The following is a 14,674-nucleotide window of genomic DNA, read 5'->3' on the forward strand; positions in this document are numbered from 1 at the left end:
AGGAGGACAAGCTTGTGGCAATTGAATGGGTAGCGGAAAGACAGTATGAAGATATTTTATATGAAACATACAACGGCATTGCCAAGATTACGATTAACCGTCCGGAAGTACATAATGCGTTTCGGCCGAAAACGGTTATGGAATTGATCGATGCGTTTTCTTACGCACGTGATGATGCAAACATCGGCGTTATCATCTTAACAGGCGCAGGCGGAAAAGCGTTTTGCTCCGGCGGTGACCAAAAAGTGCGCGGTCATGGCGGTTATGTCGGTGAAGACCAAATCCCTCGTCTTAACGTATTAGACTTGCAACGCTTAATCCGCGTTATCCCAAAACCGGTCATTGCGATGGTTGCCGGATATGCGATCGGCGGCGGCCACGTTTTACACGTTGTTTGCGATTTAACGATTGCTGCGGATAACGCGATTTTCGGTCAGACAGGACCAAAAGTAGGAAGCTTTGACGGCGGATATGGCGCTGGTTATTTAGCGCGCATTGTCGGTCATAAAAAGGCGCGTGAAATCTGGTATTTATGCCGTCAATACAATGCGCAAGAAGCGCTGGAAATGGGGCTCGTGAACAAAGTGGTGCCATTAGAACAGCTGGAAGAAGAAACGGTGAAATGGGCGCAGGAAATTCTTGAGAAAAGCCCAACGGCCATCCGCTTCTTAAAAGCCGCATTTAACGCGGATACAGATGGTTTAGCGGGCATTCAGCAGCTAGCTGGAGACGCGACATTGCTTTACTATACAACAGACGAAGCGAAAGAAGGACGTGACGCGTTTAAAGAAAAGCGCAAGCCAAACTTCAAACAATTTCCGCGCTTCCCGTAAGAAAAGCGGAGGCGCCGCGATCAGCTCTCGAAGCCAAATGTTCTTCGCACGCTGAGGTGTTTACCACCTCAAGGGCGAAGGTTATTTGGCGCAAGAGAGCTAGGCGCTGGAGCTAGACAATAAGAAAAGCGGAGGCGCCGCGATTCGTTTTGTATTTCGTTACTTTCTTCATTTTTTAAGAACAGCTTGATGGTAATCATCAAGCTGTTTCTTTGTAAGGAGGGGTTCGATGCAAACATCGATGCCAAATTGGTTAATGCAGCGAGCGTTTTTAACGCCTGATCGCACCGCTGTTCAATATGATGGAGGAAAAAAGACTTTTTCTGAGCTGCACGATGCGGTTTTAAAAAGGGCGCGTCAGCTTGCCGGCTTAGGGATTTCTAAAGGCGATATTGTTGCCTTGTTAATGAAAAATAGCATTGATATGATTGAAATCATCCATGCGCTTCATTATATTGGTGCGATTGTTTTGTTGCAAAACACAAGGCTAACTTCGAGCGAATTATCCTGGCAATTGGAGGATAGCCAAGCGAAATATTTACTCGTTGATGATGAGCTGGCAGAGCGAATAAGCGATTTTTCGCATATTCGCATTGTAAAAACAAGCGAGCTTCTCTCCTTGCCGGAACAAGAATGTCGATTGCAGCAAGAATATCATTTAGATGATACGGCGACAATTATGTACACGTCGGGCACGACTGGAAAGCCGAAAGGAGTACTGCAAACGTACGGAAACCATTGGTGGAGCGCAGTTGGTTCGGCATTGAATTTAGGATTGCGGGAAACAGACTGCTGGCTTGCAGCCGTTCCGTTTTTTCATATTAGCGGACTTTCGATTTTAATGAGAAGCGTCATTTACGGAATAAGCGTGTACGTGATGCACGGATTTGACGCGAAAAAAGCGAACGATATCCTTATTCAAGGAAAAGCGACAATCATGTCCGTTGTAAGTGCGATGCTTCAGCAAATGCTTTCAGAGCTTGGCGAACGTACATATCCTGACACGTTTCGCTGCATGTTGTTGGGCGGCGGACCTGCGCCGAACCCGCTTTTAGAGGCGTGCCGTGATAAAAGAATCCCTGTCTATCAAACATACGGCATGACGGAAACAGCATCGCAAATCGTAACGCTTGCACCGGAATACAGCTTCACAAAGCTCGGTTCGGCAGGAAAACCGCTGTTTCCGGCGCAAATTCGCATTGAAAACAACGGTCAAATCGCGCGTCCGAATGAGCCGGGAGAAATTGTTGTCAAAGGGCCGAATGTTACAAAAGGATATTTAAATCGCCCGGATGCTACGGAACAAGCGTTAAAAGATGGATGGTTTTACACCGGAGATATTGGTTATATGGATGAAGAAGGATTTCTTTATGTGTTAGATCGTCGTTCCGATTTAATCATTTCAGGCGGAGAAAACATTTATCCGGCGGAAATTGAAGCCGTTCTGCTTTCGCATGAAGCGGTCGAGGAAGCGGGAGTGACAGGAATGGCCGATGAAAAGTGGGGACAAATACCTTGTGCGTTCGTGAAACTAAAAGAGGGCTGCGAAGTAACAGCAGAGGAATTAAGCGGTTTTTGTAAAGAAAGACTGGCGAAATATAAAGTGCCAAAACAGATTTATTTTGTGGAAGAGCTGCCGCGAAATGCTGCGAAAAAATTGCTGCGGCGTAAATTGGCAGAACTGATTCCAAAGAGCGGGGGGACAAAATAAAAAAATTTATATCACGTGTCTATGCAATGGCTGGATCCATTTGTGGAAATTACTTAATTAAATTACAATCCGCAAATAAACATATCGTAAACAATAAAGGGGGGTCTTAATCGATCCCCCTTTTTGAGTTTTACTCGTTATTCCATCAATCCTAATTCAATCGCGCGGTAAGCGATTAAATCTTCCACTTCTTTCGGTAAGCCGTCTAGTGTGCCAAACTCGTATTGCCACAAGTTTGTAAATGAATCAACACAGATAGGGAATGTCATTTCATTTGAACGTCTCACTTCTTCTTTAAAGGCTTTGATTAAGCTGTCTTTTTTCACCATCGCACACTGCCCTTCTTCCGATTATGATTATGTATAGTGACCCTTTGGCAACGAGAAATAAGCTGCCAAAGGATCATGACGGTTTACAATCCTGTATTAGGAATGAATGTTTTACAATCCGTTTCAGATGAGTCAGACGCCATTTTTCCAGCGTGGCTGACAACATAAATGGATTCAGCGCTGCATTTATTTCCTTGTGCCCAATATTGACAGTTTTTTACTTCACAAAGTACATCTTTTGCCATTTTTTATTCCCCTCCATTTACAAGTAAAATTCATCATTAGTTTGTGTGTTTTAAAAAAAGTTATAACGGAAATAATAAGTAATTTCATGATAATGTTTATCATTATCATTGACATAGATAATCATTCTCAATTAGAATAAAAGCAGATAACTGAAAAATGATGGAGGGAGCGACATGTCATCTTTACTCGTTGTTGGAGCGGATCATTTAGGAAATATTACAGATAAATTAATGAATTCTGGTTTCAAAGAGATTATTCATTTAGATGGCCGGAAAGTGAATATGGTTAAAAGGGAAATTCCTGAGCATATTGATATCATTTTTGTAATGACGGATTACATTAACCATAACCTTGCAAAGGTGATTAAGCAAAAAGCGAAAAATCAGGAAAAGCCGATTTATTTTGTCAAACGTTCGTGGAGTTCTATTCACCAAGTTATTCAAAAAATGGAAACAGAAAAAAAGGCGAATTAAGCGGTTATTAGCGGAGGTTTTTTCATGAAAAAGGATTTACATAATGAAATGAATAAAGAATGCTGTGAAAGTTGGAAACAAGCTGTCGAAGCAGCAGTAAAAAAGATTATCGCAAAATATTATCAAACCTCTCCTTCGCGACGGTCAGCATCCTTATTATTAAAAGCTAGTGGAACAAACGTGGAAGCGAATCGACGAAAATTTATTTGATTCATCAGCTCATTATTATATCGTACTGGCTAAAATGCTTGATCATCTTCTCCGCTTTCTTCATCCGTTGCGTGACGGAAATTGTCGGCCTTTTCTGTTATTTGAGCGAATGGAATATATATCAAAGCAGTTAAAAGCAAAAATCATTATTGACATTGACGTTGGTTACTCAGAGAACGAAGGTTATACGATTAGAAAGTTTATGCTTGACGAAGATGAACAATTTGAAAACCGTTATAAACAGGCGGCGCTCATTATTTGTAAGGAATTATTTCAAAAACTTCCGGAAAAAATTGAGTTTTATTCTTTATTAAATGGAACATGCCGCGTTGTTACGATTGCAGAACAAGATTATAAACAAGCATTACAAACGATGAGCTGGAAAAATTCCTTTTTTCTGAAACAAAAATTTCTAGTGGTATAAACATTTTATATTTACGTTTTGTAGATATTTTTTTAAAATAAATAATTGAGAATGAAAATCATTTGTGGAGAGGGGATATTTGTGAAAAATAAACCATGGAAAGTGATGACCGCAGCGGCGCTTATGTCATCATTGCTTTTAACATCAGCCTGTACGCCGAGTGAAAAATCGGCTGAGGCGGATAAAAAAGGGAAAGAATCGGCTGCGAATATAAAAGTACCGGTTATCGATTACACGTTTGATACAGCCGGCAATATGTTTGCTTATTCTGAATTTGAGCTATCCGGAGAGCCATTGGCGGAAAGCCTCGGCCTTGACTTAGACGTATTGGATGTTCGCAAACTAGACAAACCAACGAAGTTTGATTATACGGCCGGCGTTGAATCGTACGAGTACTCCGAGGAAGCGATGTATGAGGTGACAGAGAAGTCAGGTCTTGGACTTCATTTAATTCATGGTCCAGTGACGGCGGAGTTTGCGAAAAAAACAAGCAAGCCAAGTCATGAAGCGTTAGCCGAGAGATTTTATGAATTGGCTGACAGTGTCGGTTATCCGCGCGAGGAAATTTTTCGCAACATGTTTCCGACAATGATTGAATATGCAAGCGGTGATCCTCACTATGTAAAAAAAGTGGATACCGAAGTATATGCTGAGAACGATGATAAAACGTATGTGCCTGTTTATCAAGTCGATTTCCAATCATTGCGTTGGGATCGAGGTAAAATGGATAAAGTTTTAAATCCGTCCGCTTATGGTGCGGTATTTTTAAAACAAGCGTTATGGGCGGGAGACTTTTTAGGAGCATTTCACACGATAGACAAAGATGAAGAGTTGGAAGCGCAAACACCGAATGATGACAAAGACGAAAATATCGCATTAGGCGTCAGCTCCGCGGATGGCATGCAAGGGATGATTTTAACCGAGGAGATTTGGAATAAATTAAATTTTGTACGTGACCGTTTATTTTATGATGCGAAGCAACAAGCGTTAACGAAAGCAGCAGGCAGCCACTATGATCCGGCGAAAGGGCTTGTCTATTTGCCGCATAAAATTACAGTCGTCGAGAACGGTGACGAGTTGGCGCCGAATGCAAAAGAATTGATCGTAGAAGATAGTCGAAGCATGCTTCAAGATCAATGGCTTATGCTTTGGCCGGCTTCTGAATTTTATGGCATGACGGATCAACGTCCAGCCAATAAAAATCAAAATCCAGCCTTTTTAGCGGTATTTGATGGGGCGCCATATCCAAGTGCGGCGAAAGAAAATATTGATGACAATCCAGCAAACGATGTTGTTTCCAATGATCCTTATTCGGTCAATCGCGATGTTTTGCTGCAAGTATTTAAAAATATTGACACGATGCACTTCAATAATGAAGTTGGCGCTTTCGTTGAAGAACATAACGGTATAGAACAAGGGAAGAGAGTAGATACATTCCAAGCGGGATATACGATTGAAGCGTTGCGTATTTTTGAACGCGCGATCGATGGTTTGCCTGTCGGTTACGCGAGCGGTGAAGAAGCGCAAGGGCTAAATACTCCGGAAGGAAAACGCGCCCTTGAACTAATTAAGAAACAAGCAGACTTTATCATCGGACAATTAATGAGAAAAGACGGCCTTGTTGCAAACGGATTTGTGATTGGCGAAGGTCCTGACAAATCGGAGCCGACGCTGATGGCACAGCTTGGAGCGATTCGCGGTTTAACGGCTGCATTTTTAGCAACGAAAAATGAACAATACCGCGACGCGGCGAGGACAATTTATCAAGCAATGGACAAACATTTTTGGGACAAACAATTACATGTTTATAAAACGGGAAAAGATGAAATGAAATATACGCCATTTCTCGCTGGAGCGTTGTCAGGCGTATTCCGCGTCGCTATTACAAACTTAAATAATGCGGAAGGCGATCAACCGTTAAGCGCCTTGGAGCGGGAAACGATTATTTCGCGCTATGTTGATTTTTATAATAATATTATTGATGGACCGAGCTTAGAGGAAGGCATGCAGGCAAGTGAGTTTTGGGATACAGGAGATGTGTATATAAAAGGTGATCAGTCAGGCAACACCGACGGCGATCACGTGCCGCAAATTCAAGCAGGTCATGGGAAGTACGGAATTGCACCGATTTTAGTGAGCGTGGAAGTAAAGAAAAATCGTTAAAAAAGCGGCAATCATTGTGATTTGCCGCTTCTGTTTATTCAATTTTTTGAAAAGTAGGGAGCAGGAGATGAAACGGAGCCGACTTGTTGGAGTTCTTAGTTTATTTTTGTTGCTTGCAGGATGTCAGGCAGCGCCGATGTTTAAGTCAGAACAAAAAGTGACACGTGATTATGCCGTTCACAGCGACAATATCGTGATGAATAAAAAAGGAGATACGTTGTATGTTGCCAATATTGATGTCAATTCGGTGTCGATCATTGATGCAAAGACGAAAAAGAAAAAAACGGAAATACGAGTAGGTAAGGAACCGAGACAACTTACATTAAGTCCGGATGAACGATTTTTATATGTATCATGTATGTATGATAATCGTGTCGATGTCATTTCGCTGGAGAATCAAAAAGTGATCGGCCACTTAAAAACAGGGATTGAACCGTTCGGACTTGTAACAAGCCAAGACGGAACAACGCTGTATGTCGCCAATTATCGTTTGGGAACGCTGTCTGTTTTTGATTTGGCAACAGGGAAAAAGAAGAAGGAGATTCAAATTGGCGACCGTCCGCGTACGGTGACAATTACGGCGGACGGGAAAAAATTATATGTGCCGCATTATTTGGATGCGAAAATTACTGTGATTGATACGAAAAAAGATAAGGTGTTGAAAGAAATCGCGTTAGCGCCGTCACCTGATAAAGCGGACCGCAAAAAAAGCCAGGGCATTCCGAACACGCTTGAGCAGTTCGTGATTGCTCCGGATGGGAAAAAGGCCTACGTGCCGCATTTATTAACAAATATTGATACGCCGATTCATTTTGAGGAAACGGTTTTTCCGGCCATTTCCGTCATTGATCTAGAGAAAGATGAAGAGATGGTTGAAGAGCGGAAAGAGCTGTTTGAGGAGATAAATGTATTAGATGTAAAAAATGAGACAATCGTTGTGTCCAATCCATATGATATTGCTTTTCAGCCAGATGGAAGCAAAGCGTATGCGATCATGTCCGGAAGTGAAGATTTAGTTGTGTTCGATTTAGAGAGGGGCGGCAATGCAACGCAAATTTTGCGCCGAATTGAAGGAAACAATCCGCGCGGCATTGTGATTTCGCCGGACGGAAAAACGTTATTTGTTCATAATGCGATGAGCCACGATATCGCGGTGATTGATACGGGAGGAAAAAGTCCATACGCAAAAGCAAAAGCGATTAAAGGAAATATTTCATTAATTGAGAAAGATTCGTTATCACCTTTAGTGCGGGAGGGAAAAACGATTTTTTACAGCGCAAACAGCGATGAATTTGCCGCAAATATTACGGGAAACAATTGGATGAGCTGTGCTTCCTGTCATAGTGACGGTGATATGAATAAACTGACGCTTTTAACGCCGAAAGGACCGCGCAATGTCCCAAGCAATATTGTTACAACGAAAACGGGATTGTTTATGTGGGATGGCTCTCGCGATGATTTTACCGACTATATTCATACGGTGCAAAATGAAATGGGCGGAATGATGAACATCGATCCAGGGAAGCCGCTGACGCCGGAGGTGCAGCATATGTATGATGCGATACTAGCGTATTTAGATGATCCGAATTCATTTCCTGTGCCGAAAAGCCCATATCGCGCGAAAAATGGCGCTTTAACAGCAAAAGCAAAAGAAGGAGAAAAGCTGTTTAACGGAAAAGGAAATTGTTTAAGCTGCCATAGCGGGGAGTATTTTACAGACAGTATAAAGGCAACGGACGAATCAGGAAAGTTAACAACGGATAACACAAACTACCTTCATGACATTGGCACAGCCAATCCAAACGATCGTGCTTCACAAGGAGATGCGAGAGCTAACTTTACAAATCCGCGCACGCCGAAACAGTGGGATACGCCGACGTTGCGCGGCGTTTGGGCGACTGCCCCTTACTTGCATGACGGCAGCGCCAAAACAATTGAAGAAGCGATTCAGCGTCACAAAACAAAAGAAGTTTCCACTTTAACTAGTGGGGAAATTGCCGCCATCGCCGAATACGTACGCTCAATTGAATAATTAAAGTGAGCCTCTTTGGACGTTCCAAAGAGGCTTTTTGTTTTCCTGTTTATGATGGGTCGTTTTGCTGAAGATAGCGTTTGTCTTTCATAAACAGCCGCCAGAAGTAGATAAAACCAGGAAAAAGAATGACGAATCCGACTATATAGGATATAAAGAGTGCGCGAAATGTGTTTGGATGGGTAAACCCTGATTGAATGGTCACATCCGGATAAATCATGTATGGTAAATGCGCTTTTCCGTAGGCGTAGCTTGCAAAAAAATATTGAACGACAATAGCAACAACTGCTAGACGTGGTCTTCCTCTTACTGTTGTATGTTTTGTTGATGGTAAAAATAAAGCGATACCCGCGACAAAAAACATGGCAATGGAGCCAATAATCCAAGGAAAATAATTCATCATTCGTTTATAAAGCCACGCCGCTTCGTTTTGCATCGTTAACATGATGAACAATGCCATAAGTAGTGAAATGGGACCAAGAATAAGAGCATCACGGCGATAAATCTGATATGCTTCCAATTCATTGGCTGCGTTCGAGTAGTCGGCAAGCAGCAATGAAGAAAGGAACAGCGTACTCGAAATCGCAAAGCCGATAAATGCATATTCGTGCGGACTTGTGAATAACTTATCCATCCGCAGTCTCGCCACTCCGTCAACTGTTTCGATAAATCCGCCATGAGTAATGGGCAGCACGCTAATGAGCAAGGCGGGAATGATAATGCCGCTAATTCCGGAAATGTATGTAAGTGCCTTTTTGTATTCTTTGGCAATATGAGCGAAAACGAGAAACGCGCTGCGAATGGCAAGCAGAAGTAAAATAATGCTTCCCGGAATAAGAAGTACCGTTCCTAAAAGAAAGGTTGCTCCAGGAAAAAAACTAAAAAGTGCCACAACAATCGCAACAATAAAAACATTCGTTACCTCCCATGTAGGAGATAAATAGCGGTTCGCAATGTTGGTCGCTTTCGTCTTTTCCCGGTTCATATAAACCATTGACCAAAAGCCAGCGCCAAAATCCATTGTTGCCATGACGGCATAGATGAAAATAAATCCCCATAGTAAGGTAATCGCAATTAATTCATTTGTCATGTTTTATAAACTCCTTATTGCGCAAAGTTACTTGAATTGTCATTCGAATGCTTATCTAATTCATTCATGACAGGATGACGATGAAAGTAATACCTTAATACAAGAACGACAGAAATGCCCAATATAACGTAGACAATGGTAAACAAAATGAACAGCATCGCTAAATTCCCTGTTTGCGTTACGGCATCTGCTGTTTTCATCATTCGGTAAATGACCCAAGGTTGTCTTCCTGTGCAGGCAAAAATCCAGCCGAACTCAATCGCGAGCATGGAAAGCGGACCAGCGGCGATAAATCCCCACATAAGCGGACGAGGAAACGTATTTCGTTTCATGATTTTATTCCAAATAAATCCGATAATAGAGAAAAGGAGTAATAGCATACCGATGCCGACCATCGCGTTAAATAACGTATGCACAAACAATGGCGGCCACCATTCTTCAGGAAAATCGTTCAGTCCTCTTATAACCGTATCAAAGCTGTTGCCGGCAAGAAAACTGAGAAGCCAAGGGATTTCAATTGACCATTTAACCGATTGCGTTTCGCGGTCCGTATATCCGCCGATGGCAAGCGGGGCATGGGATTGGGTTTCAAACAACCCTTCCGCCGCGGCAAGCTTTTCCGGCTGATACTCGTGCAATAGCTGCGCCGATTCGTGCCCATTTAAAGCTGTCAGAAGCGAAAAAATGCCTCCCATCGTAAGCCCAAGCATTAATGCTTTGCGATGAAATTGATACACTCTTTGATTATGTTTTTCTCGCAACATTTTGTAGGCGGCAATCGAAGCGATGACAAACGCACCGGTCATAAAGGCGGAAACAACGACATGGCCAGCTGTTACAAAAAAGCTCGGATTAAAGAAGGCGGCCCAAGGGTCGACATCAACAATTTCCCCGTTTTCAATGCGAAAGCCCGCAGGTGTCCCTTCGAAAGCGTGAACGTTTGTAATTAAAATCGCTGACGCACTTGCGCCAATCGCCACAAGGGTAACGCTTAAAATCCTCATCCAAGATGAAATGCGATCAGCAGCATAGACATAAATCGACATAAATAATGCCTCAACAAAGAATGCGTATATTTCAATTTGGAAAGGAAGTGACATGACTCTTCCGATAACCTCCATAAATCCAGGCCATAAGAGAGAAAGTTGAACACCGGCAATGGTACCGGAAGGAATCGCGACGCCAAGCAAAACCGCTAAACTTTTTGTCCAACGGTTCGCCATCACTGCATAATCACGATCTTTTGTTTTTTGATAAAGCAGTTCAGCAAACAGAACCATAAGCGGAATACCAACACCTAAAGTGGCAAAAATAATATGAAAGGCCATTGTCGTTCCAAACAGGCTGCGGGCGATGACTAAATCATCCATTGATAAAACATTCCTTTCGTTTGTTTGATGACTTATCCTTATTATCCAGATTTTTTCAATAAATATTCTCAATGCCATTTAATTTACAAGCTGTATATAAAATACTTTTGCAAAGCGTATCCATTATGATTCGATGATTTTTGCATGACTGAAACGTTGACAGGTGATTTAAATTTCGTGTAGAATAAGACTGTTAGATAAATCGTAATAATTACGATTATACTTGAAGATTGAGGAGGATCACGAGAAAATGAAACCGGGTATTCACCCTCATTATCAAAAAGTTGTATTTATGGATATAAACAGCGGTTATAAATTTTTAAGCGGTTCGACAAAAACGTCCAATGAAACAATCGAGTGGGAAGACGGGAACACATATCCGCTTATCAAAGTGGAAATCAGCTCTGATACGCATCCGTTCTACACAGGCAAGCAAAAATTTGCTGAGCGCGGCGGCCGTGCAGAACGCTTTATGCAAAAATTCAATATGAAACAAAAATAATGAAAAAGCTGTTGACATTGTTTCAACAGCTTTCAATATGTATGAGACTGTTCAAAATGGAGGCATGCAATGGTTTGAGTTATATGGGGAGGGGGAAAAGGAATAACGCAAGCGATTTGTGAAGAAATTTACTCGCAAGGTGTATACAACGCAAACAAGATGTAATGGGAGATAACAAAATGCTTGTGTGGTCATTGTTTATCCAGAAAGGACATGGCTGAACAATCGGGGAATTAGCTGCATGTCGCAAGTTATTACGATAATAATGGGGGAAAAAAGAAAAAATACCAGCCTATCATGGCAGGCTGGTTTAGTGTAATGCTTTTTTCAACACTTCCAAGTTTTCTTTCATAATTGTCATATAGTCTTTGTTCTTTTGAACATCTTCATCTGTTAATGATTCTAAGTTATGAAGGCGGAGCGCCTCGGCACCAATTTCATTTTTGACGACTTCAGCTACTTTTGGAGTTACATTTTGTTCAAAGAGAATATATTGAATGCCATGTTGTTTGGCCGTTTTAATAATGTTCGCCAATTCTTTTTGCGACGGTTCGTTTGTTGGCGAAAGACCGGCAACGCTTATTTGTTCGATCCCATATCTTTCTTCCCAATAACCATATGCCGCGTGGGAAACGAGAATTTCTTTTTTAGGTGCTTCTTTCACGACTGTTTGAAATTGTTGATCTAGCTCTTCTAAATCTTTTTTCAAAGCAGCGAAGTTTTTCTCAAATGTGTCTTTTGCTTCCGGTTTTAACTCTACAAGTGCATTTTTAATATTTTCTGCAATCGTAATCGAACGCACAGGGTCTAACCAAACATGTGGGTCTTTATCGCCATGGTGATGCTCGTCTTCATGAGTTCCTTCATGTTCGTCAGCGTCTTCTGAATGGTCGTGTTCATCCTCACCTTCATCATGGTGTTTGTGAGTTGAATCGAGAAGCTCGATTCCTTTCGCGCCTTCGACTAATTTTATATCTTCATTTTTTAATGTTTTAATCGCTTGATCAACGAATCCTTCCATTCCTTCGCCAACATAAATAAAGGCATCGGCATCTGCTAATTCTTTCATCATTTTTGTTGTCGGTTCAAACGTATGCGCCTCGACTCCCGGAGGATAAACGCTTTGTACGTTCACATATTCTCCTCCGATTTTGGACGCAAAGTTTTGTAATGGATAAACAGTCGTATAAATCATTAAAGCGTCATTTGCTTTTTTTGGCTCATCGTTATTTGTTTGAGCGTTGCATCCGTACAAAAAAGCAGAGCCTGCAAGTAAAAGGGATAAAACGAATGATTTCGCTTTCATGTTAAGCTCCTTTCTATCATTATACTTTACGAAAAAACTCTTCCTTATTATATCGTAATAGTTACGATTTGTGAACTGGAATAATAGATTTATTGGGTAACGGTGAATTTAGGAAGTAAGTCTAAAAATGCTGTCCAATCTTGTTTCATTTCCTCATCTGTCAGCAAACATTTATCTAAAGACGTTTCAATCTCTTCGCGATTCATGTCAATGCCGATAAAGACGAGTTCCGTCATGCGATCGCCATATGTTTCATCCCACTTAGCGAGCAACTCAGGGTCTTCTTTAAGGATTTGCTGACGTTCTTCTTCCGGATAAACAGCGATCCATTCACCGGCTCCTTGCATCATAATGGATGTTCCCGCCTGCGATAAAAGACCGCACATGTCATTTCTTGAGGCGAGCCAGAAAAAGCCTTTGGCACGAACAACTTCAATCGGCCAATTTTCAAGCCAATTCATGAAACGTTCTGGATGGAACGGACGTCTTCTGCGGTAAACAAACGAAGAAATACCGTATTCTTCTGTTTCTGGAGTATGTTCTTCGTTCAATTCTTTAATCCAGCCTGCAGCTTGGCTTGCTTTTTCAAAGTCGAATAAATGGGTGTTTAAAATTTCGTCTAATGGCACTTGACCAAATGTCGTTTGGATAATTTTTGCTTCCGGGTTTAACTTTTTTAATACTCCTTCAAGTTCTTTTGCATCTTCAGGGCTTATAAGGTCAACTTTATTGAGTAAAATCACATTGGCAAATTCGATTTGATCAATCAGCAAGTCTACTACTTCACGTGTATCCGTTTCGTCAACAGCTTGTTTTCGGTCAAGCAAGCTCTCACCCGAGGCAAAATCAACCCAAAAGCGATTCGCGTCAACAACTGTTACCATCGTATCCAAGCGGCATTTTTTTGTTAGGTCAATTCCTAGCTCTTCGTCAATGTATGTAAATGTTTGCGCTACTGGAATTGGCTCACTAATTCCTGAAGATTCGATGACAATGTAATCAATCCCGCCGGCATCAACTAATTTTTCTACTTCTTTCATTAAATCTTCACGCAATGTACAGCAGATGCAGCCATTTTGAATTTGAACAAGCTTTTCTTCGGTGCGGGAAAAACCGCCTTGCTTAATGAGTTCTGCATCAATGTTTACTTCGCTCATATCGTTAACAATGACAGCGATTTTCTTTCCTTCACGGTTATGCAAAATATGATTCAAAAGGGTTGTTTTTCCCGAGCCTAAATAACCGCTTAATACAGTAATCGGAATTTTGTTCATCTTAGTTTGCTCCTCTCTTTTATATAAATCGTAAACATTACGATTTAACATTGTTAATCATACAAGAAAAGTAGGAAAAGAGCAACTGTTATGCTATATTATTTTCAAAACGTGTTTTAGGGGGAGACTTGTCATGAATTTGTTAACGGAAATTCTTGAGTATAATAAAAAGTTTGTTGAAAATAAAGAATATGAAAAGTATCAGACAACAAAATATCCTAATAAAAAGTTAGTCATTTTGACGTGCATGGATACAAGACTGGTTGAACTATTGCCGCATGCAATGAACGTAAAGAATGGAGATGTGAAAATTGTTAAAACAGCAGGAGCTATTCTTTCTCATCCATTTGGGAGTATTATGAGAAGTTTGCTTGTTGCGGTTTATGAACTAAAGGCAGATGAAATTTGTGTCATTGGTCACTATGATTGCGGCATGGGGGCCATCAAGGCGGAAGCGATCATGGAGAAAATGGTCGCAAGAGGCATTCCTAAAGAGAGACTTGAGACGTTAAAGTATTCAGGTATCGATCTTGAAAACTGGCTGAAGGGCTTTGACTCTGTGGAAGAGAGTGTAAAACATAGCGTAAATATGTTGAAAAATCATCCGTTGTTGCCTGCGAATATTCCTGTACACGGTCTTATTTACACGGTCTTATTATCGATCCGCATACAGGAAAATTAGATTTAGTCGTTAATGGCTACGAACAATAG

14 protein-coding genes and 1 pseudogene are annotated in these 14,674 nt (G+C 41.3%); 9 read left to right on the forward strand and 6 right to left on the reverse strand.

All coding sequences use genetic code 11. The features are described 5' to 3' along the window. The first annotated feature begins 14 nt into the window (after positions 1-14). Positions 15-833 (forward strand): 1,4-dihydroxy-2-naphthoyl-CoA synthase, encoded by an 819-nt coding sequence (gene menB, locus B0I26_RS04885; RefSeq protein ID WP_111644348.1) that lies wholly within the window; start codon positions 15-17, stop codon positions 831-833. A 229-nt stretch (positions 834-1,062) separates the two neighbouring features. After that, positions 1,063-2,544: an o-succinylbenzoate--CoA ligase gene (locus B0I26_RS04890; protein ID WP_111644349.1), complete on the forward strand. Its 1,482-nt coding sequence runs from the start codon at positions 1,063-1,065 to the stop codon at positions 2,542-2,544. A gap of 137 nt (positions 2,545-2,681) precedes the next feature. Here B0I26_RS04890 and B0I26_RS04895 read toward each other — a convergent pair whose 3' ends face one another. Further along, the gene (locus tag B0I26_RS04895; protein WP_111644350.1) at positions 2,682-2,873 is read right to left on the reverse strand and encodes a hypothetical protein; all 192 of its coding nucleotides are present in this window, start codon (positions 2,871-2,873) and stop codon (positions 2,682-2,684) included. Between the two features lie 83 nt (positions 2,874-2,956). Continuing rightward, on the reverse strand, positions 2,957-3,118 hold the full coding sequence (locus tag B0I26_RS04900) for a DUF1540 domain-containing protein (protein WP_111644351.1): 162 nt from the start codon (positions 3,116-3,118) through the stop codon (positions 2,957-2,959). Between the two features lie 174 nt (positions 3,119-3,292). On the opposite strand from B0I26_RS04900, the gene B0I26_RS04905 reads away from it, so the two are divergent. The 5 genes from B0I26_RS04905 to B0I26_RS04925 all read left to right on the forward strand — a co-directional run bounded on the left by B0I26_RS04905 (position 3,293) and on the right by B0I26_RS04925 (position 8,421). Then, positions 3,293-3,592: a DUF2325 domain-containing protein gene (locus tag B0I26_RS04905; protein ID WP_111644352.1), complete on the forward strand. Its 300-nt coding sequence runs from the start codon at positions 3,293-3,295 to the stop codon at positions 3,590-3,592. Between the two features lie 24 nt (positions 3,593-3,616). Continuing rightward, the gene (locus B0I26_RS04910; RefSeq protein ID WP_111644353.1) at positions 3,617-3,802 is read left to right on the forward strand and encodes a hypothetical protein; all 186 of its coding nucleotides are present in this window, start codon (positions 3,617-3,619) and stop codon (positions 3,800-3,802) included. Then, positions 3,762-4,226 (forward strand): hypothetical protein, encoded by a 465-nt coding sequence (locus B0I26_RS04915; RefSeq protein ID WP_146612795.1) that lies wholly within the window; start codon positions 3,762-3,764, stop codon positions 4,224-4,226. Before B0I26_RS04910 ends, B0I26_RS04915 begins: the two co-directional genes overlap by 41 nt. 81 nt (positions 4,227-4,307) lie before the next feature. After that, a complete protein-coding gene (locus B0I26_RS04920; RefSeq protein WP_111644355.1) occupies positions 4,308-6,389 on the forward strand; it encodes a hypothetical protein in 2,082 nt (693 codons plus the stop codon). A gap of 67 nt (positions 6,390-6,456) precedes the next feature. Further along, positions 6,457-8,421: a beta-propeller fold lactonase family protein gene (locus tag B0I26_RS04925; RefSeq protein ID WP_111644356.1), complete on the forward strand. Its 1,965-nt coding sequence runs from the start codon at positions 6,457-6,459 to the stop codon at positions 8,419-8,421. A 49-nt stretch (positions 8,422-8,470) separates the two neighbouring features. On the opposite strand, the gene B0I26_RS04930 is transcribed toward B0I26_RS04925, so the two are convergent. Both B0I26_RS04930 and B0I26_RS04935 read right to left on the reverse strand, forming a co-directional pair. Then, positions 8,471-9,511 carry a cytochrome d ubiquinol oxidase subunit II gene (locus B0I26_RS04930; RefSeq protein ID WP_111644357.1) on the reverse strand — a complete coding sequence of 347 codons (1,041 nt, stop codon included), beginning with the start codon at positions 9,509-9,511 and terminating at the stop codon, positions 8,471-8,473. 14 nt (positions 9,512-9,525) lie between these two features. Next, entirely contained in the window at positions 9,526-10,881 is a 1,356-nt protein-coding gene (locus B0I26_RS04935; RefSeq protein ID WP_111644358.1) for a cytochrome ubiquinol oxidase subunit I, read from the reverse strand. Between the two features lie 250 nt (positions 10,882-11,131). Between B0I26_RS04935 and B0I26_RS04940 the strand changes: the two genes are divergently transcribed. Further along, positions 11,132-11,383, forward strand: coding sequence for a type B 50S ribosomal protein L31 (locus B0I26_RS04940; protein WP_111644359.1), 252 nt, complete (start codon positions 11,132-11,134; stop codon positions 11,381-11,383). A gap of 310 nt (positions 11,384-11,693) precedes the next feature. Here the strand turns inward: B0I26_RS04940 and B0I26_RS04945 are convergent, their stop codons facing one another. Then, positions 11,694-12,689, reverse strand: a complete 996-nt coding sequence (locus tag B0I26_RS04945; RefSeq protein WP_111644360.1) for a metal ABC transporter substrate-binding protein — start codon at positions 12,687-12,689, stop codon at positions 11,694-11,696. A gap of 89 nt (positions 12,690-12,778) precedes the next feature. Continuing rightward, complete coding sequence (locus B0I26_RS04950) at positions 12,779-13,963, reverse strand: GTP-binding protein (protein ID WP_111644361.1); 1,185 nt, start codon at positions 13,961-13,963, stop codon at positions 12,779-12,781. A gap of 133 nt (positions 13,964-14,096) precedes the next feature. On the opposite strand from B0I26_RS04950, the pseudogene B0I26_RS04955 reads away from it, so the two are divergent. Continuing rightward, positions 14,097-14,674, forward strand: a pseudogene (locus B0I26_RS04955) (beta-class carbonic anhydrase).

Source organism: Paranoxybacillus vitaminiphilus, assembly GCF_003259935.1.
GTDB classification, from domain to species: domain Bacteria; phylum Bacillota; class Bacilli; order Bacillales; family Anoxybacillaceae; genus Paranoxybacillus; species Paranoxybacillus vitaminiphilus.

Coding starts and splice junctions, on each gene's coding strand:
- B0I26_RS04890 (WP_111644349.1), top strand. CDS start 1,063: ATGCAAACATCGATGCCAAATTGGTTAATGCAGCGAGCGTTTTTAACG.
- B0I26_RS04895 (WP_111644350.1), bottom strand. CDS start 2,873: ATGGTGAAAAAAGACAGCTTAATCAAAGCCTTTAAAGAAGAAGTGAGA.
- B0I26_RS04900 (WP_111644351.1), bottom strand. CDS start 3,118: ATGGCAAAAGATGTACTTTGTGAAGTAAAAAACTGTCAATATTGGGCA.
- B0I26_RS04905 (WP_111644352.1), top strand. CDS start 3,293: ATGTCATCTTTACTCGTTGTTGGAGCGGATCATTTAGGAAATATTACA.
- B0I26_RS04910 (WP_111644353.1), top strand. CDS start 3,617: ATGAAAAAGGATTTACATAATGAAATGAATAAAGAATGCTGTGAAAGT.
- B0I26_RS04925 (WP_111644356.1), top strand. CDS start 6,457: ATGAAACGGAGCCGACTTGTTGGAGTTCTTAGTTTATTTTTGTTGCTT.
- B0I26_RS04930 (WP_111644357.1), bottom strand. CDS start 9,511: ATGACAAATGAATTAATTGCGATTACCTTACTATGGGGATTTATTTTC.
- B0I26_RS04935 (WP_111644358.1), bottom strand. CDS start 10,881: ATGGATGATTTAGTCATCGCCCGCAGCCTGTTTGGAACGACAATGGCC.
- B0I26_RS04940 (WP_111644359.1), top strand. CDS start 11,132: ATGAAACCGGGTATTCACCCTCATTATCAAAAAGTTGTATTTATGGAT.
- B0I26_RS04945 (WP_111644360.1), bottom strand. CDS start 12,689: ATGAAAGCGAAATCATTCGTTTTATCCCTTTTACTTGCAGGCTCTGCT.
- B0I26_RS04950 (WP_111644361.1), bottom strand. CDS start 13,963: ATGAACAAAATTCCGATTACTGTATTAAGCGGTTATTTAGGCTCGGGA.